Here is a 25134-nt window from a genome sequence, read left to right on the forward strand (position 1 = left end):
GTTTTTATGCCACTTTATTTTTTATCTTTTACTTAGATAGATTTAACATATGATCCATATTATATATTCCATGAGGTTTGTTCAAAATAAATTCACAAGCATTTATTGCACCTACTGCAAATACTTCTCTAGAAATAGCTTTATGGCTTATTTCTATTACTTCTCCAGAACCGGCAAAGATTATATCGTGATCTCCAACTATACTTCCCCCTCTTATAGCATGCACACCTATTTCTTTATGCTCTCTTTTTTTGTTTCCTTCCCTACCATATATTATATCCGTAGGTTCTTTTATAGTTTCTTGTATAGTGTGAGCTAATAATAGTGCTGTTCCACTAGGGGCATCTACCTTCTGGTTATGATGTTTCTCTATTACTTCTATATCAAAATTTTTGTATAGAGAAGAAGAAATGTTTCTTAGTATATTATTAACTACATTTACACCTATACTCATGTTAGCAGATCTAAATATTGGAATATGCTTACTACATTCATTTATTAAATCAATATCTTCCTCTGTATATCCTGTGGTACATAAAACTATAGGTGTATTTTTTGACTTTGCATACTGTAAAAGAGAACTTAAGGCTTCTTTTCTTGAAAAGTCAAGTATAACATCAACTGAAACATTGCACTGATCAATATTTTCAAATACTGGATAAGAAGAGTAAGATTCCTTATTTTTATCTATTCCCGCTACTATGGATATGTTTTTAAAATTATTTATAGCTTCAGTAACAACTCTTCCCATTTTTCCATTACAACCATTTAATAATATTTTAACCATAAAAAATTCTCCTTATTTTAATAAACCATATTGCTTCATTTCATTTTTTAGGATATCTAAATTCTTATCTTCCATAGAACACAAAGGCAATCTTAGATGACCTACATTCATGTCCATTAGATTAAGAGCAGTTTTTACTGGAATTGGATTTGTTTCTATAAATAAAGCATTGGTTAAGTCTAAAGCTTTAAGCTGTATATTTAAAGCATCTTCTGTATTTCCTTCTAAATAAAGTGTACACATATCATGAACAGCTTTAGGTATTATATTAGCTAAAACAGATATTACCCCTATGCCACCTAAAGATAATATAGGTATAATTTGATCATCATTTCCAGAGTAAATATCTATTTTATCTTTGCAAAGAGCTTTGTATTTAGCTACTTGAGAAATATCTCCGCTAGCCTCTTTAACGGCTTTTACATTTTTAAGTTTTGTAAGTTCTAAAAGAGTTGAAGGAGAAATATTCATTCCTGTTCTTCCAGGAACATTGTAAAGTATAATAGGTGTATTTACTGCATCAGAGATAGCTTTAAAATGCTCTATTAATCCTTTTTGAGTAGTTTTGTTATAATAAGGCGTTATAACTAGTAAACCATCTACCCCTACAGATTCAGCCCATTTACTCATTTCAACAGAAGCCTTTGTATCGTTATTTCCTGTACCTGCTATAACAGGAATTCTTTTGTTAATCACATCTACTGTAAATTTTATAGCTTCTTTTCTCTCAGATTCTGACATAGTAGAAGCTTCGCCAGTAGTACCGCATATGATTATGGCATCTGTATTAGAACTAACATGCCACTCTAATAATTCCTTTAATTTATCAAAGTCTACTCCTCTTTCGTTAAAAGGCGTTACAATAGCTACACCTGAACCTTTAAATAATGCCATAAAAATCCCTCGCTTTTCATAATTATTTATATAAAGAATAATTAATTATCCTTTATGATTTCTTTATACTATATTATATAGTCAATGGTGATAAAAATATATACTTTATTTATATTTTGATTTTATTATAAGGAGTTTTACTATGAATAAATATGTGTTCTTAGGCAAAAATAAAAATATCTAATTATATTAAAAGTACGAAGGGACAGATATTATGGCAAAAACTCAATTAAAGAAGGTTATAAAATCCAAATTAAAATCCAACAAAGAGTTAACTCCGGCAGAACAATTAAGAGAAGAATTAAAATATGAAATAGCAGAAGAACTAGGACTTAAAGATAAAGTAGATGCTTTAGGATGGTCTGCCCTTACCTCAGAAGAAACAGGTAGAATAGGTGGTATAATGACTAAAAGAAAAAAAGATAGAAATATTCCAAGTAATAAAGAAATATTAGCAAATTTAAAAAAGTGATATAAGTAGTTGACTAAATCACAAAAGATATATAATAATAGTTAGTATGATTTTGTTTATAAAAAACTAGGGGGACAGTAATGGAGAGTTATACTAAACTATCTGAAGTTTACGATAGGCTTATAAAAGAAGATATTGATTATAACTTTTTTTCAAAAAGCATAATGAATATAGTGGAAGATTTAAATGTAAGCAGGGAAGATTATCTTGATGTGGGCTGTGGAACAGGGAATTTATCACTTATTATCTCGCCTTATTTCAAGTATACATGGCTTGTAGATTCATCTTCACCTATGTTAAGTGAAGCTTTTGATAAATTTAAAAGTAAAAAGTTAAATCCTAAGATTATTTGTCAAGATATGTGCAGTTTAAATCTTAATCATAAATTTGATCTTATTACATGCACATTAGATGCGGTAAATTATATAATAGAAGAAGAGGACCTTCAAAGTTTTTTCTGCAGTGTATCAAAACATCTTAAAGAGGAAGGAGTATTTATTTTTGATATAAACTCCTATTATAAATTAAGTGAAGTTCTAGGAAATAACAGCTTTATATATGATGAAGAAGATATATTTTATACATGGGAAAATACTTTTGAAGAGGATGTATTAAATATGTATCTTACATTTTTCTTTAAAAAAGAAGATCTTTATGAAAGGTTTCATGAAGAGCACTTAGAAAGGGCTTATAAAGATAGTGAAATAAAGCATATGTTAAGTTATGCAAATCTTAATATAATAAATAGATTTGATGGCTATTCAAAAAGAGATATAAGTGACCACACAGAAAGAATAGTATATGTGGTTAAAAAATATAGTGGAGGTAAACAATGAAAGATAATTTAATTAGATGTACAGCAAAAGATGGAATGATAAGAATAATAGGAGCAAATACCACTGAGCTTACAAATAAAGCTGTTGAAATACATAATTGCACACCCACAGCAGCTGCAGCCTTAGGTAGAATGTTAACAGCAGGATCCATTATGGGGGTTATGTTAAAATCAGAAAAAGATACATTAACACTTCAAATGTCAGGGGGTGGTCCAGCTCAAGGAGTTGTAGTCACTGCTTATAGTGATGGAAGTGTAAAAGGATATATAGGTAATCCTCATGTAGATATTCCTCTTAATGAAAAAGGTAAACTAGATGTAGGTGGAGCTATAGGAAAGAATGGAAACCTTACAGTTATAAGAGATTTGGGATTAAAAGAACCCTACATAGGACAAGTTCCTATATATACTGGAGAAATAGGAGAAGATTTAGCTTATTACTTTACAGTTTCAGAGCAAGTACCTTCAGCAGTAGCTTTAGGGGTTCTAGTGGATACAGATTACACAATAAAGGCTTCTGGTGGGTTTATAATACAAATGATGCCAGGAGCAGATGAACTTATAGCAGATCTTTTAACCTATAGATTAGAAGAGATACCGCCAGTAACGGAAATGCTTTCAAAAGGGATGAGTATAGAAGAAATAATTAAATATATTTTTGAAGATATGGATTTGAATATTATGGAGTCAACTACCCCTAAATTTCAATGTAATTGCTCTAAAGAAAAAGTAGAGAAGGCTTTAATTAGCATTGGAAAAAAAGACTTACAAGAGTTATATGATGATGGAAAAACTGAAGAACTTAAATGTCACTTCTGTAATGAATCCTATAAATTTACACATGAAGAAATAGGAAATTTATTAAATAATATATAAAAATAGTGCATATAATATATTGACAAATATATTTATTAACATTATAATATAAATGCAGTAAATGGTTGAGGGCGCATAGCTCAGCTGGGAGAGCATCTGCCTTACAAGCAGAGGGTCACAGGTTCGATCCCTGTTGTGCCCACCATTTTATTTTATGGCCCAGTGGCTCAGTTGGTTAGAGTGCCGGCCTGTCACGCCGGAGGTCGAGGGTTCGAGTCCCTTCTGGGTCGCCATAACCTGGCTAGATAGCTCAGTCGGTAGAGCAGAGGACTGAAAATCCTCGTGTCCCTGGTTCGATTCCTGGTCTGGCCACCAGGTTAATGCGGGAGTGGCTCAGTGGTAGAGCGTCACCTTGCCAAGGTGAACGTCGTGGGTTCGAATCCCATCTTCCGCTCCAAATATGGCGCTATAGCCAAGTGGTAAGGCAAAGGTCTGCAAAACCTCTATCCCCCGGTTCAAATCCGGGTGGCGCCTCCATATCAAAACCTTTGGAATCTAGTGCTTCCAAAGGTTTTAATTTTAATATGGTTTTTAAAATAGAAAATGCACCCTTCGTATTTCTTAAGTGTACAGAAGGACAAAAATATAAAAAAATGCTCCTTGTTGCAAATAGAAGGTTATTTTAAATCTACTACTGATTGGTAAGTATATCAGTAGTAGATTTTTTTATTTAATTTGAAATTATTAATTAAGGTCAAAATAGAAGAGGATTGTTCATAAATATTTTATATAAAATATTATCTAAAGGTTACAAAAATGTAAGGCAGATCAATGTAATTGTAAGTTTTTCTTATGGTTTATAAAAACTCGTTATTATATCATAGATTTATAAAAAGGAGGTAGAAATATGAAAAAATCAGGGAAATATATAGCTATATTTATTATGCTATTAACATTTGGTACGGTGCTTTCTGGATGTAACACTGTCAACGTAAAGAAGGTTGGATCTAAGAAATATTATACTCAAATAAAGGGCAAAGGAGAAAAGAAGGGGGCTGATGATATTCAGATTTATGAATATACGTTGCCAGCTTATGATGATAAAGGAGAAAAAAAGGATATAACCTTTAATGGAATGAAACAGTTAAGAGAAGATGCATATTTAAAGGTTTATATGAAAAAAGATAAGGCTATAACTTACGAAGAGGTAGAAGAAAAAGATATTCCTGAAAAAGCAAAGGAAGGGTTAGGAGTAAAGAAAAATTAATTTTTAAAGAAAGAAGCATATAGATAATATAGTTTTTATAAAGTAAATAGAAATTATTAATATTTTAAAACAGCATATTAGCAAAATGTAAAAACCATTAAATTACAACTCAGTTTCATATAACAAAAATTTATTTTTATAAAAGGATATTTAGCTATTTTTATGGAATAATTATAAATTAGAATCATTTTAATGAAATCTATACTAAATTTAATGGAGGTAAATTATGATTGTATCAAATTTAAGTTATGTACCAGGAAAAGAAATTGAAGTAATTAATATGGTGGATGGGGTTACTGTTTTCTCTAAACATATAGGAAAAGATATTATGGCTGGATTTAAAAATATGGTGGGAGGAGAAGTTAAGAGTTACTCAGAGATGGTGGAGGATGCTAAAGATTTAGTTTTAAGTAAAATGATACAAAAAGCTGAAGGAATTGGAGCAGAAGCTTTAATAAATGTAAAATATACAATGACATCTATGGCACAAGGTTCAACCCTTGCTGTTATGGCTACAGCTACTGCTGTAAAAGTTAAATAGAGAATAAAAAATAGAGAGCTTTAAAAGAGCTCTCTATTTTTTTATATTATAAATAAGCTTCCCCTGTCTGTTAAAATATCATCCTTTAGATATATGGGGGTTATATGATGCTTTTTTAAAAAGTCATGAACTTTATTGCCGTATTCATATTTTTCTAGGTTACCGAAAAAAACTATAGTGTCTTCACTTATAAGACCGCAAGTTCCTCCTATAAAGCCATAATTTAATGGCGGTAGTTCTATATCCCCAGGAGGCAGTAACAACACGTCTGCATCCATAGATTCTAAAGCTTTCTTTATTTTAGTATCACTGGTTATAAAAGCTTCTTCTGAAATTATAGCGGTAGAGCACTTGGTATAACCTTGAGACACATTTAAAATTTTTTTACTATGTAAAGATTTTAATAAATTTTTATCTGTATAGCTTAAATTATGCATAAAGACTTTATTTGTATTTACTGCATTTAATATTATATTCTCTGGATAATTATAACCTATTAATGAAGAAGAAAAGCTTATGTCATAACCTAGGTTAAGGATTTTATTTAAAAAATCTTTATTTATTTTGGGATGTACCATTATTTTTTTTTCAGATAATATGTTTATTTGAATATCAGGATGACCACAAATGGCATTGTAAACGCCATCATAAGGTGGACATTTTAAAACATTAAGTCCTAATAACTTTAAATTTTTAATTTCTTCCTCTGAAATTCTAAAATCTACTATAGCTGTTTTCATGGAAAAACTCACTTTCTATATATGTGTATTTAAAATAGTAAATTATATGTCGATAATTGTTAAGGTTTTTTTGTATAGACATTGATTTAAAACACATACTATGTTTAAGAAGGGAGTGATAACATGCTTTTACTTACTTTAGTTTATGAGAAAAATTTAGATATTTGTGCTAATCTTCAAGATACAATCCAAGTTTTTAAAAATAAAAATGTTAATCTTGGTATTTGCGAAAGCCAGAATAACAATACTCACTTCATTAAAATAATATGTGATGATAAAAATTATGATAAGTCTTTAATGCAAAAACTTAATTATCATATAAGTAACTGCATATATGATATAATAATAAATTTGATATGTGAAGAGGAAATATATAAATATATAGAGGATAATTACTTTTTTCTTGGAGAAGATGAAATAAGAGAAGTGGAAGAAAAAATAGTTAATATATTAAAGGTGAATAAGGGTATAGAGGAAGAGATTGATATATATTATGCAAATAAAAAAAATAATATATTAACCAAAATACAAGAATGTATGGAGGAAAGAGGAGAACTGAATATAGATGGGTATATGACATTTCGAGTTAAAGAAATAATGTGTGATATAGAGGAGATATCAAATAAAGCAATAGAAAGATATATGGTAGAAAAAGAATACAACGAATTTATTAAATTGCTTAAGTATTTTGTTGAAATACAGGAAAGTAAATTTGATAAAGTGAATATTATAATAGCAGAAGACGGAACTTATAGCATAAAAGATGAAGAAGGTAATGATTTATTAAATAGTTTTATATCGGAAGTTATAGAATTTAGATTTAATAATCCTTCCATTAATATGGAGGATGTTATTATGAGTGGATTAATAACCAATGTTCCAAAGTTTATAACCATTCATGGAAGATTAAACTGTTTGAATAAGGAATTTATAGATACTATAAAAAACGTATTTGGAGATAGAGTTGAATTTTGTGAAGGTTGTAAATTATGCAAAGAGAAAACCATTATACTATCTAAGGAATACTGATAATGATTTTAAAATTATTGTTGACAATACAAATATATGATGATAAAATAATAACGTCAAGAAGAAACAGCCGTTTCTCACCTTACAGCATTGCTAGTAAGGTAAAGCATATTAGCTTTTAAAGTGAAGTTAATTAGTATATTGAGACGGCATTTCATGCCGTCTTTTTTAATTTAATATATTTTGAATTAATGTGGAGGTGAAGAATATTAATAAAAATTTACTTGTAAATGAAAATATTAGAGAAAAAGAGATTAGAGTAGTAAGTGATGATGGAGGCCAATTAGGGATTATGACTTCTAGAGATGCCTTGGCCTTAGCTGAAGAAAAAGAATTAGATTTAGTTATGATATCACCAAATGCTAAACCGCCTGTTTGTAAAATTATGGACTTTGGCAAGTATATCTATGAACAATCTAAGAAGGAAAAAGAAGCTAAGAAAAAGCAAAAGGTTATAAATATTAAGGAAATAAGGTTTAGCCCAACTATAGAAGAACACGATATTACTATAAAAGCTAAAAATGCTAAAAAATTCTTATTAGATGGCGATAAAGTTAAAGTAACTGTAAGATTCAGAGGTAGAGAAGCTGATTACGCTCATGTAGGAAAGAAAATTTTAGATACATTTTTAGAAAAGATGGAAGATATATGTGTAGTTGAGAAACCTGCCAAACTAGAGGGAAGAAATATGACTATGGTTTTGGCTCCAAAAAAAGCATAGATTCTGGAGGGAGGATTTTATCATGCCAAAAATGAAAACTCATAGAGGAGCAGCAAAAAGATTTAAATTAACAGGAAGTGGAAAGTTAAAAAGAGCGAAAGCTTTTAAAAGCCACATATTAACAAAGAAATCATCTAAAAGAAAAAGAAACTTAAGAAAATCAGCTTACGTTTCATGCACTCAAGAAAAAGCAATGAAGAAACTATTACCATATCTATAATAGATATTACTTGTTAGGAGGGTTATAAGATGGCAAGAGTAAAGAGAGCGGTAAATTCTCGTAAAAATCATAAAAAAGTACTAAAGCTTGCAAAAGGATATTATGGTGGAAAAAGCAAGTTATTTAAAACAGCTAATGAATCAGTTATAAGAGCACTTAGAAATGCTTATGTAGGAAGAAAGTTAAAGAAGAGAGATTATAGAAAGCTTTGGATTGCAAGAATAAATGCAGGAGCTAGAATGAATGGTCTTTCATATTCAAAATTCATGAATGGAATCAAATTAGCTGGAGTAGATATAAACAGAAAGATGTTATCAGAAATAGCTATAAATGATCCAAAGGCTTTTACAGAATTAGTAGAAGTAGCTAAAAAACACGTAAATGCATAATAAATGATACTAATGCGACTATAGTCGCATTTTTATTTATATTATAAAGAATAATAGAAAATATATGGTTTTATTTTATCATAGAATACTATTATAATATTAAAAGTGGGCATAATAGACTATTACATCACTTGAGGTGAGTATATGCAAATAAAATTTTTTAAAAAAGTAAAATTAAATGCAGTGCAAATATTAGCACTAGGATTTGCAATAGTAATATTTACAGGGGCTATACTGCTAACTTTGCCAGTTGCGTCCTCAGATGGAACATCTACAAATTTTTTAGATTCATTGTTTACATCGACTTCAGCAGTTTGTGTAACAGGGTTAATTACTGTAGATACGGGAACTCACTGGAGTTATTTTGGCAAAACTGTTATAATGCTATTAATTGAAATAGGCGGACTTGGATTTATGTCTTTTGCTACTTTAATAGCCTTATTAATAGGAAAAAAGATAACTTTAAAAGAGAGGTTACTTATGCAAGAGGCTTTAAATGCCTCCAACATTCAAGGATTGGTAAAGCTGGTTAAATATGTGCTGGTGTTTACTTTTTCTGTCCAGTTCGCTGGAGCACTTCTATTATCAACACAGTTTATACCAGATTTTGGCCTTGCTAAAGGTATTTATTATAGTGTTTTTCATTCTATATCAGCCTTTTGTAATGCAGGTTTTGATCTTATAGGTAATTTTTCAAGTTTAACTGGATATGCTGATAATTCTGTTATTATACTTACTATAGGATCTTTGATTGTTATAGGTGGATTAGGATTTGCAGTTTGGTCAGAGTTATATAATTATAAAGCATCTAAGAAACTATCCTTACATACTAAGGTGGTTGTTTCCATGACTATATTTTTAATAGTAGTAGGTACGGTTTTAATGTTTGCTTTTGAATTTAGAAACCCAGGAACTATGAAAGATATGTCTTTTAAAGGTAAGTTTTTATCTTCAGTATTTGCCTCAGTATCGCCAAGAACAGCAGGTTTTAATTCCGTTTCTACCTCTGATATGACTACAGCAGGTAAGTTTTTAACTATAATTTTAATGTTTATTGGAGGATCCCCAGGATCTACAGCAGGAGGTATAAAAACTTCTACTGCTGGAATCTTACTTATGACTGTGGTGTCTGTTATTAAAGGAAGAGGAGATACAGAAGTATTTAAAAGAAGGATTTCAAAAGATATAGTTTATAGAGCTTTTGCTGTTACTACTATTGGATTAGCTATAGTTGTTGGTGTAACAATGATACTATCTATAACTGAAGTAGGAGCTAGCTTTGAATATTTATTATATGAAGTTACCTCAGCTTTTGCTACTGTAGGATTGACCTTGGGACTTACAACTAAATTAAGTGCCATAGGAAAAATTCTTATAATACTTACTATGTATTGTGGAAGGGTAGGACCTATGACTGTAGCTTTAGCTTTAACAAATAAAAAGAGCAATAATGCAATTAAGTATCCTGAAGAAAAGATAATGGTTGGATAGAGGTGTTTTTATGAGTAGTAAACAATATGTAGTTATTGGACTTGGTAGATTTGGAATTTCTGTGGCTAAAACTCTTTATGCCATGGGACATGATGTTTTGGCAATAGATATGGATGAAGATTTAGTGCAGGATATATCTGATAGCGTAACCCATGCTGTTCAAATGGATGCTACAGATGAAAATGCATTAAGAACATTAGGTGTTAGAAACTTTGATGTGGCGGTTATAACCATTGGATCAAATATTCAAGCTAGTGTTATGGTTACTCTTTTAGTAAAAGAACTTGGAATTAAGTATATAATAGCTAAAGGACATAGTGAATTACATGCTAAAGTATTATATAAAATTGGAGCAGATAGAGTTGTTTTACCGGAAAAGGATATGGGAGTAAGAGTTGCTCACAACTTAGTTTCTTCTAACATACTAGACTATATTGAATTATCGCCAGATTATAGCATAATTGAGATTGAATCACCTAAAGAGTGGGTTGGAGAAACTTTGAGAGATTTAAATGTAAGAGCAAATTTTGGAATTAATATAATGGCAGTAAGAAAGAATAATGAAATTAATGTTTCTCCAACAGCAGAGGACGTAATTGAACCACATGACATACTAGTAGTTATAGGATCCATTGATGATTTAGCTAAACTAGAGAGTATTATAGGAAGAGACTAAATTAAGGGGTGAATGTTTTGAATTTAATTGAGAGTAAAAACAACCCATTGATTAAGGAAATAAAAAAACTTCAAGAGAAAAAATATAGAGCTTTGATGAATAAGTTTATTGTAGAGGGCTTTAGATTTGTTGAGGAAGCAATAAATGAAAACTATCCCATAGAATATCTGTTTGTAGGTAAAAGTTATAAGGAGAAGTATGAAAGCATAATAAATAGCTCAAATATAACACCGAATAATATATTTATAGTGGAGGATGAAGTTTTTAAGTCTTTATGTGACACAGAGACTCCACAGGGAATAATGGCTGTTTGTAATATTATAGTTAAAGACTTTAATGTAGAAGATGGCTTTTATGTATTAGTAGATAAAGTGCAAGATCCAGGCAATTTGGGTACTATAATAAGATCTGCACATGCTAGCGGTGCGAAAGCTGTTATAACTACAAAAGGTACAGTGGATGTATATAATCAAAAGGTTTTAAGGGCTACTATGGGATCTATATTTTATATACCTGTAATAGAAGATAGAAATCTTAGCTATATAGATGAACTTAAGCGAAATGGATTTAAGTTTATAGTTAGCAGTTTAGATACAGATAAAAATTTTTACTCTGTAGATCTAAAACAAAATTTAGTTATATGTGTTGGTAATGAAGGAAAGGGTATAAGTGATGATATATATAAGCTAAGTGATATTAAGGTTAAGATACCTATGCCTGGAGGAGCGGAATCTCTAAATGTATCAATAGCTTCCTCTATAATGATGTTTGAAATTGTAAGACAAATAAATTCTTAGGTTGAATTTATTTAACATACTATGTATAATATTTTTAATGAAATAAATATTGACTATGAAGGAGAGAGTAAGTATAAATTTATTTTAAGGGATAAGAGGTCATAGACTGTAAGCCTCTTTAAATGTAGTTTATACTGAAGTTCACTCTTGAGTCCTAACTGTGAAGCTTAGTAGTAGTTAGCGGATAAAACCGTTATTTTATACCAAAGAGAGTAGTATTAATACTACTAAGTAGGGTGGTACCGCGGATATTCCGTCCCTTTTTTAGGGACGGTTTTTTTGTATTTAATTATCCAATATAGAAAGGAGAAAAGTTTATGAAGGAAAATTTAAGCTTAATAAAAGAAAAAGCTATGGAAGAATTAAAAATAGTTAAGTCTTCTAATGATATTGAATCTATAAAGATAAAATATTTAGGAAAAAAAGGTGAGTTAACAAGTATATTAAGAGGCATGGGTGGATTATCTGAGGAGGAAAGACCAAAAATAGGTAAATTAGCAAATGAAGTAAGAGGGGTAATAGAGGGGCTTATTAGCGAAGCTGCCAAGAAGATAAAAGAAAAAGAAAAATTAGAAAAGTTAAGTAATGAGACTATTGATATATCTCTTCCAGGAAAGAGACAAACAATAGGAAAAAGACATCCTTTAGATCTTACTTTAGAAAGTATGAAGGAAATATTTATATCTATGGGGTTTTCTATAGAAGAAGGTCCAGAGATAGAATTAGATTACTATAACTTTGAAGCTTTAAATATACCTAAAAACCATCCAGCTAGAAGTGAACAAGATACATTTTACATAAGTGAAAAACAAGTGCTTAGAACTCAAACTTCACCTGTGCAGGTAAGGGTTATGGAGAATCAAAAGCCCCCAATAAAAATGATTTCTCCAGGTAAAGTTTATAGATCAGATGCAGCGGATGCTACTCATTCGCCTATATTTTATCAAATGGAAGGTTTAGTTATAGATAAAGGTATAACCTTTGCAGATTTGAAAGGAACTTTAGAAATATTCGCTAAAAAAATGTTTGGTGATTCTGTAAAGACTAAATTTAGACCTCACCATTTCCCATTTACAGAACCTTCAGCAGAAATGGATGCTACTTGTTTTGTATGTGAAGGAAAAGGTTGTAGAGTTTGTAAAGGAAGCGGATGGATTGAATTATTAGGATGTGGAATGGTACATCCTGAAGTTTTAAGAAACTGCGGGATAGATCCTGAAATTTATAGCGGCTTTGCTTTTGGTTTTGGTGTAGATAGAATGGTTATGCTAAAATATGGCATTGATGATATAAGATTATTATATGAAAGTGATATGAGATTCTTAAATCAATTTTAATTAAGGAGGAATATTAGATGAAAGTACCATTTACGTGGCTTAAAGATTATGTGGATATAGATATTAATGTAAAAGATTTAGCAGATAAATTGACTCTTTCAGGTTCAAAGGTAGAGGAAGTTATAACTACTGGTGACGAGATTCAAAATGTGGTTACAGGTAAACTTATGAAAATTGAACCTCATCCAGATGCAGATAAACTTGTGATTTGTCAATTAGATGTTGGTAAGGAAGAGCCTGTTCAAATCGTGACAGGAGCAAACAATATGAAAGAGGAAGATATAGTTCCAGTGGCTCTTCATGGGGCTATACTTACCAATGGATTAAAAATAAAAAAAGGTAAATTGAGAGGCATAGTTTCTAATGGAATGATGTGTTCTGAAGAGGAGCTAGGCATTGCAGAAGAGGGAACAGTACAGGGACTTATGATATTGCCTGAAAATACACCTATAGGTAAAGATATAAAAGAGGTGCTAGGACTTGACAGAGCTGTTATTGATTTTGAAATAACTTCTAATAGGCCAGATTGCATGAGTATAGTAGGTATTGCAAGAGAAACGGCAGCTACTCTTGGAATAGAATATAAAATACCTAATATAGATTATAAGACTTCTAATAAAGAAAATATAAAAGATCTTATTAAAGTTGAAGTAAAGGATCCTTTATGTAAAAGATATATGGCAAGAGTTATTAAAAATGTTGAGATTAAACCATCCCCATCTTGGATGCAAGAAAGATTATTAGAAGCTGGAGTTAGACCAATAAATAATATAGTTGATATTACAAACTTCGTTATGCTTGAATTAGGTCAACCAATGCATGCTTTTGATATGAGGGAAATCAAAAGTAATTCAATAGTTATAGATAGAGCTAAAGCAGAAGAGAAATTTATAACTTTAGATGAAGTGGAAAGAGTTTTAGATGAAAGTATTTTAACCATAAGAGATGGAGAAAAAGCTGTTGCCCTAGCAGGTATTATGGGTGGATTAAATTCAGAAATAAAAGAAGATACAAAGTCTGTAATATTTGAATGTGCAAATTTTGATGGAACCAACATAAGGGTTAACTCTAAAAAGTTAGGTATTAGAACAGAATCTTCCTCAAGGTTTGAAAAAGACATAGATCCTGATTTAGTTCAAATGGCATTAGATAGAGCGTGTAATTTAGTAGAGGAATTAAAGATAGGAGAAATTATTGAAGGAACCATTGATAAGTATGAAAGTAAAATTGAACCTAAAAGGTTAGAAGTTGATTACAATTGGATTAATAAGTTTTTAGGTATTTCTTTAAGCAAAGAATCTATGAAAGAATATCTAGACAGATTAGAGTTAAAGACATCTTTTAATGGGGATATGTTAGTTATAGATGTACCAACATTTAGAATAGACATAAATATAAAAGAAGACATAGCAGAAGAAATTGCAAGAATTTATGGATACAATAATATACCAACTACTTTTAGTGAAACTGTAAACTTAAAGGGTGGAAAAAATGAAAAGCAGCATTTAGATGATAAGGTTATATCAACTTTACTTAGTAGTGGGCTTAATCAATCCATAAGTTATTCTTTTGTAAGTCCTAAGGTATTTGATAGCATTAATATTCCAATGGAAAGTAGCTTAAGAGATGTTATTTCTATAAAAAATCCATTAGGAGAAGATTATAGTATTATGAGAACTACTACAATACCTTCTATGATGGAATCTTTATCAAGAAATTATGTTAGAAATAATGAAGAGGCTAGATTATTTGAAATAGGTAAGGTATATATAAAAACTGACAAAGAATTACCTGAAGAAAGAAATATATTGGTAGTGGGGATGTATGGAAATGCCGATTACCTTAACTTAAAGGGAGTTATAGAAAATTTAATTGAAACTTTAGATGTGGATAAAACCCATTATGAAAGACAAAAAGAAAATCCAACTTTCCATCCAGGTAAAACAGCAGATTTATTTATTCATAAAGAATGTGCTGGAATATTAGGAGAAGTTCACCCAGATATATGCGAAAGGTATGATATTGACACTGAATGTTATATAGCTGAAGTAAATCTAGATCTATTATATAAAAACTCTAATGTTATTAAGAGCTACAAACCATTACCTAAATTCCCTGCAGTAACAAGAGATATTGCTTTATTAGTGGAGGATACTATACTTGTTCAAGAAATTGAAGCTGTAATAAAGAAGACTGGCGGTAGTTTGGTAGAAAGTGTTAAGCTATTTGATGTATATAAAGGAAAACAAATACCTGAAGGAAAGAAAAGTGTGGCTTATGCTATAGTTTATAGAGCAGAAGGCAAAACACTGACAGACAGTGAAGTGAATAAAGTACATGATAAAATCCTTAGATCTTTAGAATATAAGTTAGGATGTCAATTAAGATAAAACTTCATATTTGCTGAAAATGAATTATGTGTTAGAATATAATTATATGATTTTTTTAAAATATGATTTTATCTAAGAGGGTGTTTTGCATGAATGTAATCACTGTAAAAATTAATGGAATAGATTATAATCTAAAAGGCGATGAAAGCGAAGAATATTTACATAAGATTGCCAATTGTGTAGATAAAAAATTAAAATCCATAATGGACAATAATAAAAAGCTAAGTGTTTCCTCAGCTTCCATTTTAACATCTATGAATGTGGTAGATGATCTTTTTAAAAGTGAAACTAAATTGATAAGTTTAACAGAAAAAATAGAGAGATTAGAAAATACAGAGATAGATTTAAAAGAGCAGCTAGAAGTGCTTAAAAAGCAATTGGTTCATATGGAGAATTACAATAATGAGCTTCAAAGTAAAATCAATTCCATTGAATCTCAAAAAAATAATAGTGGTGAATTAAAAGATGAACTAGATAAACTAAAAGGGCAAAATAAGCATTTAGAAGAGAATGCTAAGATTTATCTAAAAGAGAATCAAGAACTCAAAGCTTTTAATAAAGAGTTGAAGTTCCAATTGCAGTCTTCAAAGTATAAGCTTATTGATATGCAGCATAGATTGCTAGAGAATCAAATTGATTTGGTAAAAATTAAAAAAGAGAGAAATCCTTTAGTGGCTGATAAGGTAAAATAAAAAAAGTCCCTGTGGAAACACAGGGCTTTTTTTATAATTAAAGAACCATTTCTAATATTTTAGAATAAGTTCTTTTTTTATACTAAATACTGTATAATATAACTTGATATTTTAAATTAGGAGAGATATAGATGGAAAAAATTGAGCTTTTAGCTCCAGCAGGGAGTATAGAAAGTCTATATGCGGCAATAAATAGTGGAGCTGATGCAGTATATATGGGGGGAAGTAAGTTTTCTGCTAGGGCATATGCAACTAACTTTAATAATGAGGATTTAATAAAAGCAGTAGATTACGTACACCTAAATGGTAAGAAGGTATATATAACTTTAAACACTCTAATAAAACAACATGAGATAGATGAGGTAATAGACTATATAAGGTTTTTATATAAAATAGGAGTAGATGCTTTAATAACACAGGACTTAGGTGTTGCATACATAATACAAAATTTATTTAAAGATTTTGAAATACATGCATCCACTCAAATGACTATACATAATGGTGAAGGAGCAACTTTTCTTAAGAATCTAGGATTTAAAAGGATTGTGCTATCAAGGGAGTTATCCATAGAGGAAATAAAGTACATATCCGACGATTTGGGCATAGAAACAGAAATGTTTATCCATGGAGCGCTCTGTATATGCTATTCTGGACAATGCCTAATGAGTAGTATTATTGGAGGAAGAAGTGGCAATAGGGGAAGGTGTGCTCAACCCTGTAGATTACCCTATACTTTAGTTAACAAGGATACTGGAGATGAAAAAAGTGCTTTTATATTAAGCCCTAAAGATATGTGCACCATAGAGGATATTAAAGATATAATAAATACAAAAACTTATTCTTTAAAAATTGAAGGAAGAATGAAAAGGCCAGAATATGTAGCAGGGGTAGTAGAAACCTATAGGTCAGCCATAGATAATATTTTAAAAGATAAGAAAGATTTAGACTTGGAAAAAGGAAGAAAGAAATTATTACAATTATTTAATAGGGAAGGCTTTTCAAAAGCTTATCTTTATGGAAATAAGGGTAAAGAAAATATGGCTTATAATTATCCTAAAAATACAGGAATAGCTATAGGTATTGTAAATAAGGATGGAAGTATTCTTCTAAAAGAGCCTATAAATTTAAAGGATGGAATAAGATACGAAGATAAGGGGTTTACTGTATCTAAAATACTTTTAAATAATAAAGAAGTTGATTTTGCTAAGGTTGGAGATAAGGTAAAGTTATATCCTATGGAATATAAAAAAGGTACAGAGTTATTTAAAACCCTAGATACTGTTCTTATGAATGAGTATCAGGATTCCTATAAGAAAAAAAGCAATATTTTATTAGAAGCAAAAGCCAATTTCACTATAGGAGAACCTTTCTATTTAGAAGTAAAACATGATGGAGTAGTAGAAAAAATTCAAGGTGATATAGTAGAAAAGGCTAAGAATAGACCCTTAAGTAAAGATAGGATAGTGGAGAATTTATGTAAGGCATCTGGAGAGGTTTTAAGGATAGCTAAAGTGGATTTTATAAATTATGAAGAAGGTTTTTTACCTATTTCTAGTATAAATGAACTTAGAAGGAATCTTCTTCAGAGAATAGAAGAAAAAATAATAAAATCCTACAGAAGAGATAAAGAAGAAGTAAAAAACTATACCTTAAAAAATAAAAAACAATTTAAGGGACCAGAAATAATGGTGTCAGTAAATACCTATGCCCAATTCACTGCCGCCTTAGAAAATAATATTAAGGATATAATTATAAATCCTTATTTTAGAGGAGAGGGGTCAATAAACTTCATAGATTTTTCAAATATAGAAAGGGATTTGAGGATATATATAGAAGTACCTAATATAATAAGGAAAGAATTTTGTAGTATAGTAAAGTTTCTTGAAGATAATATAGAGAACATATCAGGTATTGTAACTTCAAATTTAGGGATAATAAATAAATTTAAAAATAAAACTAATATAATAGGAAATTATAAACTAAATGTGTATAATAACTTAGCACTAAGCATGTTGTATGATTTTACTGATTTAAACTGTTTAAGTATAGAATTAAATAGAAAAGAAATAAGGGAATTATTAAAAAATAAAAATCATGCTACCCAAATATATGTATACGGAAAGCCGGAGCTTATGGTAAGTGAATATTGTCCTATAGGTAGCTTAAATCAATGTTCAGCATTACAGGATAATTTCTCAAATGGGAATTTAAAATGCTTAGAAGGAAATTATATATTAAGAGATAGAAAAAATGAAGAATTTCTATTGAAAACTGATAGATACTGTAGAAGTCACATTTATAATACGGTACCAATAAACTTAATAGATAAAATAGATGAGTTAAAATCCTTTGGGGTGGACTCTTTTAGATTAGATTTTATTGATGAAGATTATAATATGGTAAATAATGTGTTAAAATCATTAAAAGAAGGAAGTCTAGAGGATTTAAAAATTAATTATACTAGAGGTCATTACAAAAGAGGCGTAGAGTAAAGGGTAAGGAGTTGATTATTTATGAATAATAGAGCATTACAGATTTTAGAGTTTAACAAAATAAAAGAAGAAATTAAAAAATACACATCTACTCAAGCTGCAAAAGATATAATAGATTCTTTGAAGCCCTATGACAATGTTTATGAAATAAATAGAAGTTTAAATGAAACTGAAGAGGCATTTATGATTATGGTAAAGAAAGGGGCTCCTCCCTTTTATGGACTATATGATGTGAGAGAATATTTAAGCAGAATTGAAAAGGGAGCTAGTGTTTTAGCAGGAAGCCTATTAAAAATAGCAGATTTATTAAGGTGTAGCAGGGGTTTAAAGGAATATATTTCTAGAAAAACTGAAGAGGAATCCTTTCCTATGTTAGAGGATATATGTGAAGGACTAGTTCCCTTAAAAGCTCTAGAAGAGGAAATATTTAGGGTTATAATTAGTGATGAAGAGATATCCGATAGAGCTAGTGATACATTATATAATATAAGAAGAAGTCTAAAAGATAAGAATAGCTCAGTAAAGGATAAAGTGAACTCTTTAATAAGAAGTTATTCTAAATACTTGCAGGAAAACCTTTATACTGTAAGAGGAGACAGGTATGTAATACCTGTTAAAGCTGAACACAAAGGAATGGTGCCAGGACTTGTACATGACCAAAGTTCTTCGGGTGCTACTCTATTTATAGAGCCTATGAGCTTGGTGAATTTGAATAATGAGATAAAAGAACTTATGTTAAAAGAAAAAACTGAAATTGAAAGAATCTTATCAGAGTTATGTGCTAAAGTTTATGAAAAAATTGAAGTTATAAAAATTAACGCTGATATCATTTGGGAATTGGATTTTATTTTTTCAAAGGCTAAATATGCAAATGAAATAAATGCTATAAAGCCAACTGTGAAGGAAGATGGAAGTTTTAATATAATACAAGGAAGACATCCACTTATTGATTCTAAAGTAGTAGTGCCTTCGGATATTTATTTGGGGGAAAAATTTACATCCCTTGTGATTACGGGACCTAACACTGGAGGAAAGACAGTAACCTTAAAAACTGTGGGATTACTTCATATTATGGCTATGAGTGGTGTAATGATTCCAGCTTCTCATAATTCATCTATTAGCTTCTTTAAAGAAGTATTTGCTGATATAGGTGATGAGCAAAGCATAGAGCAGAGTCTATCTACATTTTCTTCTCATATGACTAATATAGTAAGTATAATAAATGAAGCAGATAGAAATTCCTTAGTATTATTTGATGAATTAGGAGCTGGTACAGATCCTACAGAAGGAGCTGCTTTAGCTATTTCTATATTAGAAAACCTTAAATCTAAGGGTGTAAAAATAATTGCAACTACACATTATAGTGAATTAAAAGCTTATGCTCTTAAAGCTGAAAGAGTAGAAAATGCATCAGTGGAGTTTAGTGTAGAGACTTTGAGACCTACCTATAGATTGTTAATAGGAATTCCAGGAAAATCCAATGCTTTTGAAATATCCAGAAGATTAGGATTACCTGATTATATTATTGATAATTCTAAAGAGCGTATATCAAAGGATAGCTTAGAATTTGAAGATTTAATTCAAAATTTACAATCAAAGAGCATACAAGCTGAAAAATTTGAAAGAGATGCTAAGGTTTTTAAAGATGAAAGTGAAAGACTTAAAGAAAAATATGAACAAAGACTTCAAGGGCTTGAAAAATCTAAAGAGAACATGTTAGAGGAAGCTAAAAGGAAGGCTAGAAGTTTATTAAAGGAAGCAAAAGAGGAAGCAGATTCTATATTAAAAAACATGAGAGATTTAGAAAAATTAGGATATTCTTCTAAAGCAAGACAAGAATTAGAGGAATATAGAAATAAGCTAAATAAGGAATTAGATAAGCAGCAAGTAGACATATTGCCAAAGAATCATAAAGGAGAAAAATTATTAGAGGTAAAGCCTGGTGAGGAGGTATACATACCTTCATTAAATCAAAAGGTAATTGTACTTACTACTCCTGATAACAAAGGTGAGGTTCAAGTACAAGCAGGCATAATGAAAATAAATGTTAAATTAGAGGATTTGAGAAAAAGCACTGGTGGCACTGAGAGTAAAGAAAGAAAAAATAGGAAAAAAGAAGTAAAGCTAAATCTAAATGCTGTAAGTAGTTCTATAGACCTTAGAGGTTTAGACTCAGAAGAGGCATGTTATAATGCTGATAAGTACTTAGATGAAGCCTATTTAGCTGGTCTTGGAGAGGTTTCCCTTATACATGGAAAAGGTACAGGGATATTAAGAAAAGCTATTAATGATATGCTTAGAAGCCATCCACATGTAAAGAATTATAGACTAGGGGAATATGGAGAAGGTGGCGATGGAGTCACAATGGTACATTTAAAATAACTAGGAGTGATCTTATGATAATAGTAAGCGCTTGTCTTTGTGGATTAAATTGTAAGTATAATGGAAAAAACAATGAGGCTATTGACATAATTAGAAAATTAGAAAAAGAAGATATTATTCCAGTATGTCCAGAGCAACTAGGGGGACTTCCTACACCGAGAGATCCTAGTGAAATATCTAATGGTACGGGAGAAGAAGTATTAAAGGGTAAAGGAAAGGTAATATCTATAAATGGAGAAGATTATACAGGATATTTTATAAAGGGTGCAGAGGAAACTTTAAAAATAGCTAAGCTATTTCAGGTGAAAAAGGCTATTTTAAAATCCAACAGCCCCTCCTGTGGCTATAAAAAGATTTATAATGGGGATTTCAAAGGAATCTTAAAAGAGGGTAATGGCGTTACAGCTCAATTACTTTTAGATAATGGAATAGAAGTAATTAGCGAAAAAGATTTAAAAGAATAAAAATTTAAAAAAAGGATTGGTTTTGTATAATTTAAATCAATCCTTTTTTTAAAGCTAAAACAACTAATTTACATAATAAATATTATGTAAATTAAAAATAAAATGTAAACTTAAAAACATTATAAATTCAAAAAAATAAGAATATAATTAAATAAAAGCAAAAAGGAATAAAAAGTAATGCTAATAATAAGATATTATAAGTAATTTAAAGTCCACTTATTCTAAATCTCCTATGCAGATTTGTTTTTATATTTTAAGTAATTTAATATAATAATATAAAAAAGTTGAGTATAAAGGTAAAATAATAATGTTTCTTTATATTAGAAGATAAATATGATATATTAAACTTTATAAAGATTTTAATTAATAGGATTTATTTATGATGTAATAATCAAACTGAAACTTATAAAACATGGGAGTATAAGATCGGGAGGAATTTTAATGAAAAATATTAGCATAATTGGTGCCACTGGCTCCATAGGAACACAAACTCTAGATGTGATAAGAAAGGATAGAGAAAACTTTAATGTTATAGGAGTATCTTTAAATAAAAATTATAAAAAAGCCATTGAAATAATAGAAGAATTTGAACCTAAATATATGGTTATTAATGATTACGAAAGTTATTCTATTGTAAAAACCTACCTAGAAAAAGAAAAAAAGAAAACCTCTCTATTAAAAGACATGGAAGGACTAAATTATATTTCTTCTCTAAAAGAAGTAGATGTTGTAGTTACTTCTATAGTTGGAATGATAGGATTAGATCCTACTATTACCGCAATACGATCTGGAAAAGATATAGCCTTAGCCAATAAAGAAACCTTAGTGGTAGCTGGAGAAATTGTTATGAAAGAAGCTAGGCTAAATAATGTTAATATATTGCCAGTGGATTCGGAACATAGTGCCATTTTTCAATGTATACAGGGTAGTGAAACAAATGACTTAGATAAAATAATATTAACAGCCTCTGGTGGACCTTTTAGAGGAAAAACCTTAGAAGAATTAAAGATGGTGAAGGTAGAGCAGGCGTTAAAACATCCTAATTGGGCTATGGGAAGTAAAATAACCATTGACTCAGCTACCTTAATGAACAAAGGTTTAGAAGTAATAGAAGCACATTTCCTGTTTAATGCTGATTATGAGGATATAAATGTAGTGGTTCATCCTCAAAGTATAATACACTCAGCAGTTCAATTTAAAGATGGATCTGTTATTGCTCAGATGGGAAATCCAGATATGAGATTACCTATACAATATGCTTTGAATTATCCAAAGAGAAAGGATTGTGTGGTAGATAAATTAGACTTTTTTTCATTAAAGCCTTTAACCTTTGAAAAGCCTGATATAGAGACTTTTAGATGTTTGGATTTAGCTTTTCAAGCAGGTAAAATGGGAGGTCTTATGCCTACAATCTTAAATGCAGCTAATGAAGTTTGTGTTAGTCTTTTCTTGAATCATAAAATAGAATTTTTACATATACCTAAAATAATAGAGGGATGTATGAAAAAATTTGATTATAAACTAGAGATGAGTTTGAATAATATAAAAGATATGGATATGGAAGTAAGAAGATATATAAATTTAGAATATAATTAGGAGGGATAGATATATGTATATAATTTGGGGTATATTGGCCTTTAGTTTACTAATAGTAGGTCATGAATTTGGACACTTCACACTAGCAAAACTTAACGGAATTAAGGTAGAGGAGTTTTCTTTAGGTATGGGACCTAAAATTTTAGGTTTTAAAGGGAAAGAAACGGAGTATATGATAAAAGCTCTACCTATTGGTGGGTATGTTAAGATGCTAGGAGAAGAGGACAATGTAGATGACGAAAGAGCCTTTTCTTCTAAATCCCCATTAAGAAGAATAAGTGTTATTGCGGCAGGTCCTATAATGAACTTTATACTAGCTTTGCTTTTATTTACACTTATATCAATGAATAATGGGTTTGTATTACCTAAGATTAATCAGGTTTCTCCTAATTCTCCTGCTATGGAAGCTGGACTTATTTCTGGAGATGAAATAAAAAGTCTTAATGGTAATAAAATTTTAACATGGGAAGACTTTTCTATGGCTGCATCTAATAATAATGGAAATCCTTTAAATTTAGAAGTAGAACGGGCAGGAGAGATTAAAAGCTATACTATAACACCTAGATTCAATGAAGAATTAGGTAAATATGCCATAGGTATAGGTCCTACTGCAGTTGAAAAACCTAGCTTTGGTGAATCCATAAAACATAGCTTTGTGGAATGTAGATTTTTAATAAAACAAACCTTTGGAGCTTTGAAGACTATTTTTACTGGAAAAGCAAAATTAAATGATTTTGGAGGACCAGTTACCATAATAAAGGCAACTGGAGTAGCAGCTAAGTCTGGCATATGGAATCTATTATTCTTCGCTGCACTTTTAAGTGTTCAATTAGGTATATTTAATTTATTACCTTTTCCAGCCTTAGATGGTGGATGGATATTTATAATGTTTATAGAACTTATAACAAGAAAAAAGATAAATGACAAAATAATTGGAACATTAAATTATATAGGATTTTCTCTTCTTATAATAATGATGATAGCAGTAACCATAAAGGATATATTGTTTCCAATAAGTTTTTAGGAGATGAATGCAATGGATAAAAGAATTACACGTAAGGTTAAGGTTGGAAATATATATGTAGGAGGAGATGCTCCTATAACTGTTCAATCTATGACTAATACGGATACTAGAGATGTTAAGTCTACTATAGAGCAAATCAATAATCTAGCTAAAGCAGGTTGTGATATAATAAGATGTGCAGTGCCAGATATGGAGGCTGCACAATCTATAAAAGAAATAGTGAAGTTTATAGATATCCCTCTAGTGGCTGACATACATTTTGATTATAAACTAGCTCTAGAATCAATAAATAATGGTATATCAGCATTAAGAATAAATCCAGGGAATATTGGTAGTATAGATAGGGTAGAATTATTAGCAAAGGCTGCTAAAGAAAAGAATATCCCTATTAGAATAGGAGTAAATAGCGGTTCTTTAGATAAAAAACTTTTAAATAAATACGGGAAAGTAACGGCAGAAGCATTAGTGGAAAGTGCTCTAGAACATGTAAGTATATTGGAGAAGGTTAACTTTAATGATATTGTTATATCTATTAAATCCTCTGATGTTATAATGATGATAGATAGTTATAGATTAATGTCTAAAAAAGTAGATTATCCTCTTCACTTAGGGGTTACAGAGGCTGGGACTATATGGAGAGGAACTATAAAGTCCTCTGTAGGAATAGGCACTTTATTAGCAGAAGGAATTGGAGATACCATAAGAGTATCTTTAACGGGAGATCCCATAGAAGAAGTGAAAGTTGGTAAAGAAATTTTAAAATCTTTAGGCATGATAAAAGGTGGCGTACAATTTATATCTTGTCCAACTTGTGGAAGAACTCAAATTGATCTTATAAAAATTGCAAAAGAAGTAGAAGATAAAATAACAAATTTAAATAAAGATATCAAAGTTGCTGTTATGGGATGTGTAGTTAATGGCCCAGGTGAGGCTAGAGAAGCGGATATTGGAATTGCCGGTGGTAATGGTGAAGGCTTAATATTTAAAAAGGGTGAGATAGTAAAAAAAGTAAGAGAAGAAGAGTTAGTAGAAGCTTTAATAAAAGAAATAGAAAATATGTAGGCTGAGAGCCTACATATTTT

The 25134-nt window shown here is 30.1% G+C and carries 24 protein-coding genes, 5 tRNA genes and 2 other annotated features; of the genes, 26 read left to right on the top strand and 3 right to left on the bottom strand.

Annotated elements, in window-relative coordinates:
- Window positions 1–28 precede the first annotated feature (28 nt).
- Together dapB and dapA are read right to left on the bottom strand one after the other, a co-directional pair.
- On the bottom strand, window positions 29–787 hold the full coding sequence (dapB, locus tag KQI89_RS02470) for a 4-hydroxy-tetrahydrodipicolinate reductase (RefSeq protein WP_216455765.1): 759 nt from the start codon (window positions 785–787) through the stop codon (window positions 29–31).
- 12 nt (window positions 788–799) lie between these two features.
- Complete coding sequence (gene dapA / locus KQI89_RS02475) at window positions 800–1681, bottom strand: 4-hydroxy-tetrahydrodipicolinate synthase (RefSeq protein ID WP_216455766.1); 882 nt, start codon at window positions 1679–1681, stop codon at window positions 800–802.
- A gap of 214 nt (window positions 1682–1895) precedes the next feature.
- On the opposite strand from dapA, the gene KQI89_RS02480 reads away from it, so the two are divergent.
- The 10 genes from KQI89_RS02480 (at window position 1896) to KQI89_RS02525 (ending at window position 5612) form a co-directional block, all read left to right on the top strand.
- A complete protein-coding gene (locus KQI89_RS02480; RefSeq protein WP_216455767.1) occupies window positions 1896–2153 on the top strand; it encodes an alpha/beta-type small acid-soluble spore protein in 258 nt (85 codons plus the stop codon).
- A gap of 80 nt (window positions 2154–2233) precedes the next feature.
- Window positions 2234–2989: a class I SAM-dependent DNA methyltransferase gene (locus KQI89_RS02485; protein WP_032121558.1), complete on the top strand. Its 756-nt coding sequence runs from the start codon at window positions 2234–2236 to the stop codon at window positions 2987–2989.
- Window positions 2986–3864, top strand: a complete 879-nt coding sequence (hslO, locus tag KQI89_RS02490; RefSeq protein WP_216455768.1) for an Hsp33 family molecular chaperone HslO — start codon at window positions 2986–2988, stop codon at window positions 3862–3864. Before KQI89_RS02485 ends, hslO begins: the two co-directional genes overlap by 4 nt.
- A 69-nt stretch (window positions 3865–3933) precedes the next feature.
- Window positions 3934–4009, top strand: a tRNA-Val gene (locus KQI89_RS02495).
- Between the two features lie 11 nt (window positions 4010–4020).
- Window positions 4021–4097 (top strand) — tRNA-Asp (locus tag KQI89_RS02500).
- Between the two features lie 6 nt (window positions 4098–4103).
- Window positions 4104–4179, top strand: a tRNA-Phe gene (locus KQI89_RS02505).
- A 7-nt stretch (window positions 4180–4186) separates the two neighbouring features.
- A tRNA-Gly gene (locus KQI89_RS02510) sits at window positions 4187–4261 on the top strand.
- A gap of 5 nt (window positions 4262–4266) precedes the next feature.
- Window positions 4267–4341 (top strand) — tRNA-Cys (locus KQI89_RS02515).
- A 370-nt stretch (window positions 4342–4711) separates the two neighbouring features.
- Window positions 4712–5071 carry a YxeA family protein gene (locus KQI89_RS02520; protein ID WP_032121560.1) on the top strand — a complete coding sequence of 120 codons (360 nt, stop codon included), beginning with the start codon at window positions 4712–4714 and terminating at the stop codon, window positions 5069–5071.
- Between the two features lie 226 nt (window positions 5072–5297).
- A complete protein-coding gene (locus KQI89_RS02525) occupies window positions 5298–5612 on the top strand; it encodes a YbjQ family protein (protein ID WP_216455769.1) in 315 nt (104 codons plus the stop codon).
- A gap of 41 nt (window positions 5613–5653) precedes the next feature.
- On the opposite strand, the gene KQI89_RS02530 is transcribed toward KQI89_RS02525, so the two are convergent.
- A complete protein-coding gene (locus KQI89_RS02530; RefSeq protein ID WP_216455770.1) occupies window positions 5654–6352 on the bottom strand; it encodes a DUF6873 family GME fold protein in 699 nt (232 codons plus the stop codon).
- A 123-nt stretch (window positions 6353–6475) separates the two neighbouring features.
- Between KQI89_RS02530 and ytxC the strand changes: the two genes are divergently transcribed.
- The 16 genes from ytxC (at window position 6476) to ispG (ending at window position 25114) form a co-directional block, all read left to right on the top strand.
- On the top strand, window positions 6476–7381 hold the full coding sequence (gene ytxC, locus KQI89_RS02535; protein WP_032121563.1) for a putative sporulation protein YtxC: 906 nt from the start codon (window positions 6476–6478) through the stop codon (window positions 7379–7381).
- A 52-nt stretch (window positions 7382–7433) separates the two neighbouring features.
- Window positions 7434–7558 (top strand) — a sequence feature (ribosomal protein L20 leader region).
- Between the two features lie 22 nt (window positions 7559–7580).
- Window positions 7581–8102: a translation initiation factor IF-3 gene (infC, locus tag KQI89_RS02540; RefSeq protein WP_032121564.1), complete on the top strand. Its 522-nt coding sequence runs from the start codon at window positions 7581–7583 to the stop codon at window positions 8100–8102.
- A gap of 22 nt (window positions 8103–8124) precedes the next feature.
- Window positions 8125–8322 (top strand): 50S ribosomal protein L35, encoded by a 198-nt coding sequence (rpmI, locus tag KQI89_RS02545; protein ID WP_032121565.1) that lies wholly within the window; start codon window positions 8125–8127, stop codon window positions 8320–8322.
- Window positions 8323–8351: 29 nt separating this feature from the next.
- The gene (rplT, locus tag KQI89_RS02550) at window positions 8352–8711 is read left to right on the top strand and encodes a 50S ribosomal protein L20 (protein WP_032121566.1); all 360 of its coding nucleotides are present in this window, start codon (window positions 8352–8354) and stop codon (window positions 8709–8711) included.
- 144 nt (window positions 8712–8855) lie between these two features.
- Entirely contained in the window at window positions 8856–10202 is a 1347-nt protein-coding gene (locus KQI89_RS02555; RefSeq protein WP_216455771.1) for a TrkH family potassium uptake protein, read from the top strand.
- A 10-nt stretch (window positions 10203–10212) separates the two neighbouring features.
- Window positions 10213–10878 carry a potassium channel family protein gene (locus tag KQI89_RS02560; protein ID WP_032121568.1) on the top strand — a complete coding sequence of 222 codons (666 nt, stop codon included), beginning with the start codon at window positions 10213–10215 and terminating at the stop codon, window positions 10876–10878.
- Window positions 10879–10895: 17 nt separating this feature from the next.
- Window positions 10896–11675, top strand: coding sequence for a TrmH family RNA methyltransferase (locus tag KQI89_RS02565; protein ID WP_246582940.1), 780 nt, complete (start codon window positions 10896–10898; stop codon window positions 11673–11675).
- Window positions 11676–11721: 46 nt separating this feature from the next.
- Window positions 11722–11939, top strand: a binding site (T-box leader).
- A 53-nt stretch (window positions 11940–11992) separates the two neighbouring features.
- The gene (gene pheS / locus KQI89_RS02570; RefSeq protein WP_032121570.1) at window positions 11993–13012 is read left to right on the top strand and encodes a phenylalanine--tRNA ligase subunit alpha; all 1020 of its coding nucleotides are present in this window, start codon (window positions 11993–11995) and stop codon (window positions 13010–13012) included.
- A gap of 17 nt (window positions 13013–13029) precedes the next feature.
- On the top strand, window positions 13030–15402 hold the full coding sequence (gene pheT, locus KQI89_RS02575; RefSeq protein ID WP_216455772.1) for a phenylalanine--tRNA ligase subunit beta: 2373 nt from the start codon (window positions 13030–13032) through the stop codon (window positions 15400–15402).
- Between the two features lie 89 nt (window positions 15403–15491).
- Window positions 15492–16094, top strand: coding sequence for a cell division protein ZapA (locus tag KQI89_RS02580; protein ID WP_032121572.1), 603 nt, complete (start codon window positions 15492–15494; stop codon window positions 16092–16094).
- 131 nt (window positions 16095–16225) lie between these two features.
- Window positions 16226–18586: a U32 family peptidase gene (locus KQI89_RS02585; protein ID WP_216455773.1), complete on the top strand. Its 2361-nt coding sequence runs from the start codon at window positions 16226–16228 to the stop codon at window positions 18584–18586.
- Window positions 18587–18607: 21 nt separating this feature from the next.
- On the top strand, window positions 18608–20968 hold the full coding sequence (locus KQI89_RS02590; RefSeq protein ID WP_216455774.1) for an endonuclease MutS2: 2361 nt from the start codon (window positions 18608–18610) through the stop codon (window positions 20966–20968).
- Window positions 20969–20982: 14 nt separating this feature from the next.
- A complete protein-coding gene (locus tag KQI89_RS02595; protein ID WP_216455775.1) occupies window positions 20983–21432 on the top strand; it encodes a 2-thiouracil desulfurase family protein in 450 nt (149 codons plus the stop codon).
- Between the two features lie 441 nt (window positions 21433–21873).
- A complete protein-coding gene (dxr, locus tag KQI89_RS02600) occupies window positions 21874–23028 on the top strand; it encodes a 1-deoxy-D-xylulose-5-phosphate reductoisomerase (protein WP_216455776.1) in 1155 nt (384 codons plus the stop codon).
- A 13-nt stretch (window positions 23029–23041) separates the two neighbouring features.
- Window positions 23042–24052: an RIP metalloprotease RseP gene (gene rseP / locus KQI89_RS02605; protein WP_032121577.1), complete on the top strand. Its 1011-nt coding sequence runs from the start codon at window positions 23042–23044 to the stop codon at window positions 24050–24052.
- Window positions 24053–24064: 12 nt separating this feature from the next.
- A complete protein-coding gene (gene ispG, locus KQI89_RS02610; protein WP_216455777.1) occupies window positions 24065–25114 on the top strand; it encodes a flavodoxin-dependent (E)-4-hydroxy-3-methylbut-2-enyl-diphosphate synthase in 1050 nt (349 codons plus the stop codon).
- Window positions 25115–25134: the final 20 nt, after the last annotated feature.

Origin of the sequence: Clostridium simiarum (assembly GCF_018919175.1) — a bacterium.
GTDB lineage: Bacteria > Bacillota > Clostridia > Clostridiales > Clostridiaceae > Clostridium_L > Clostridium_L simiarum.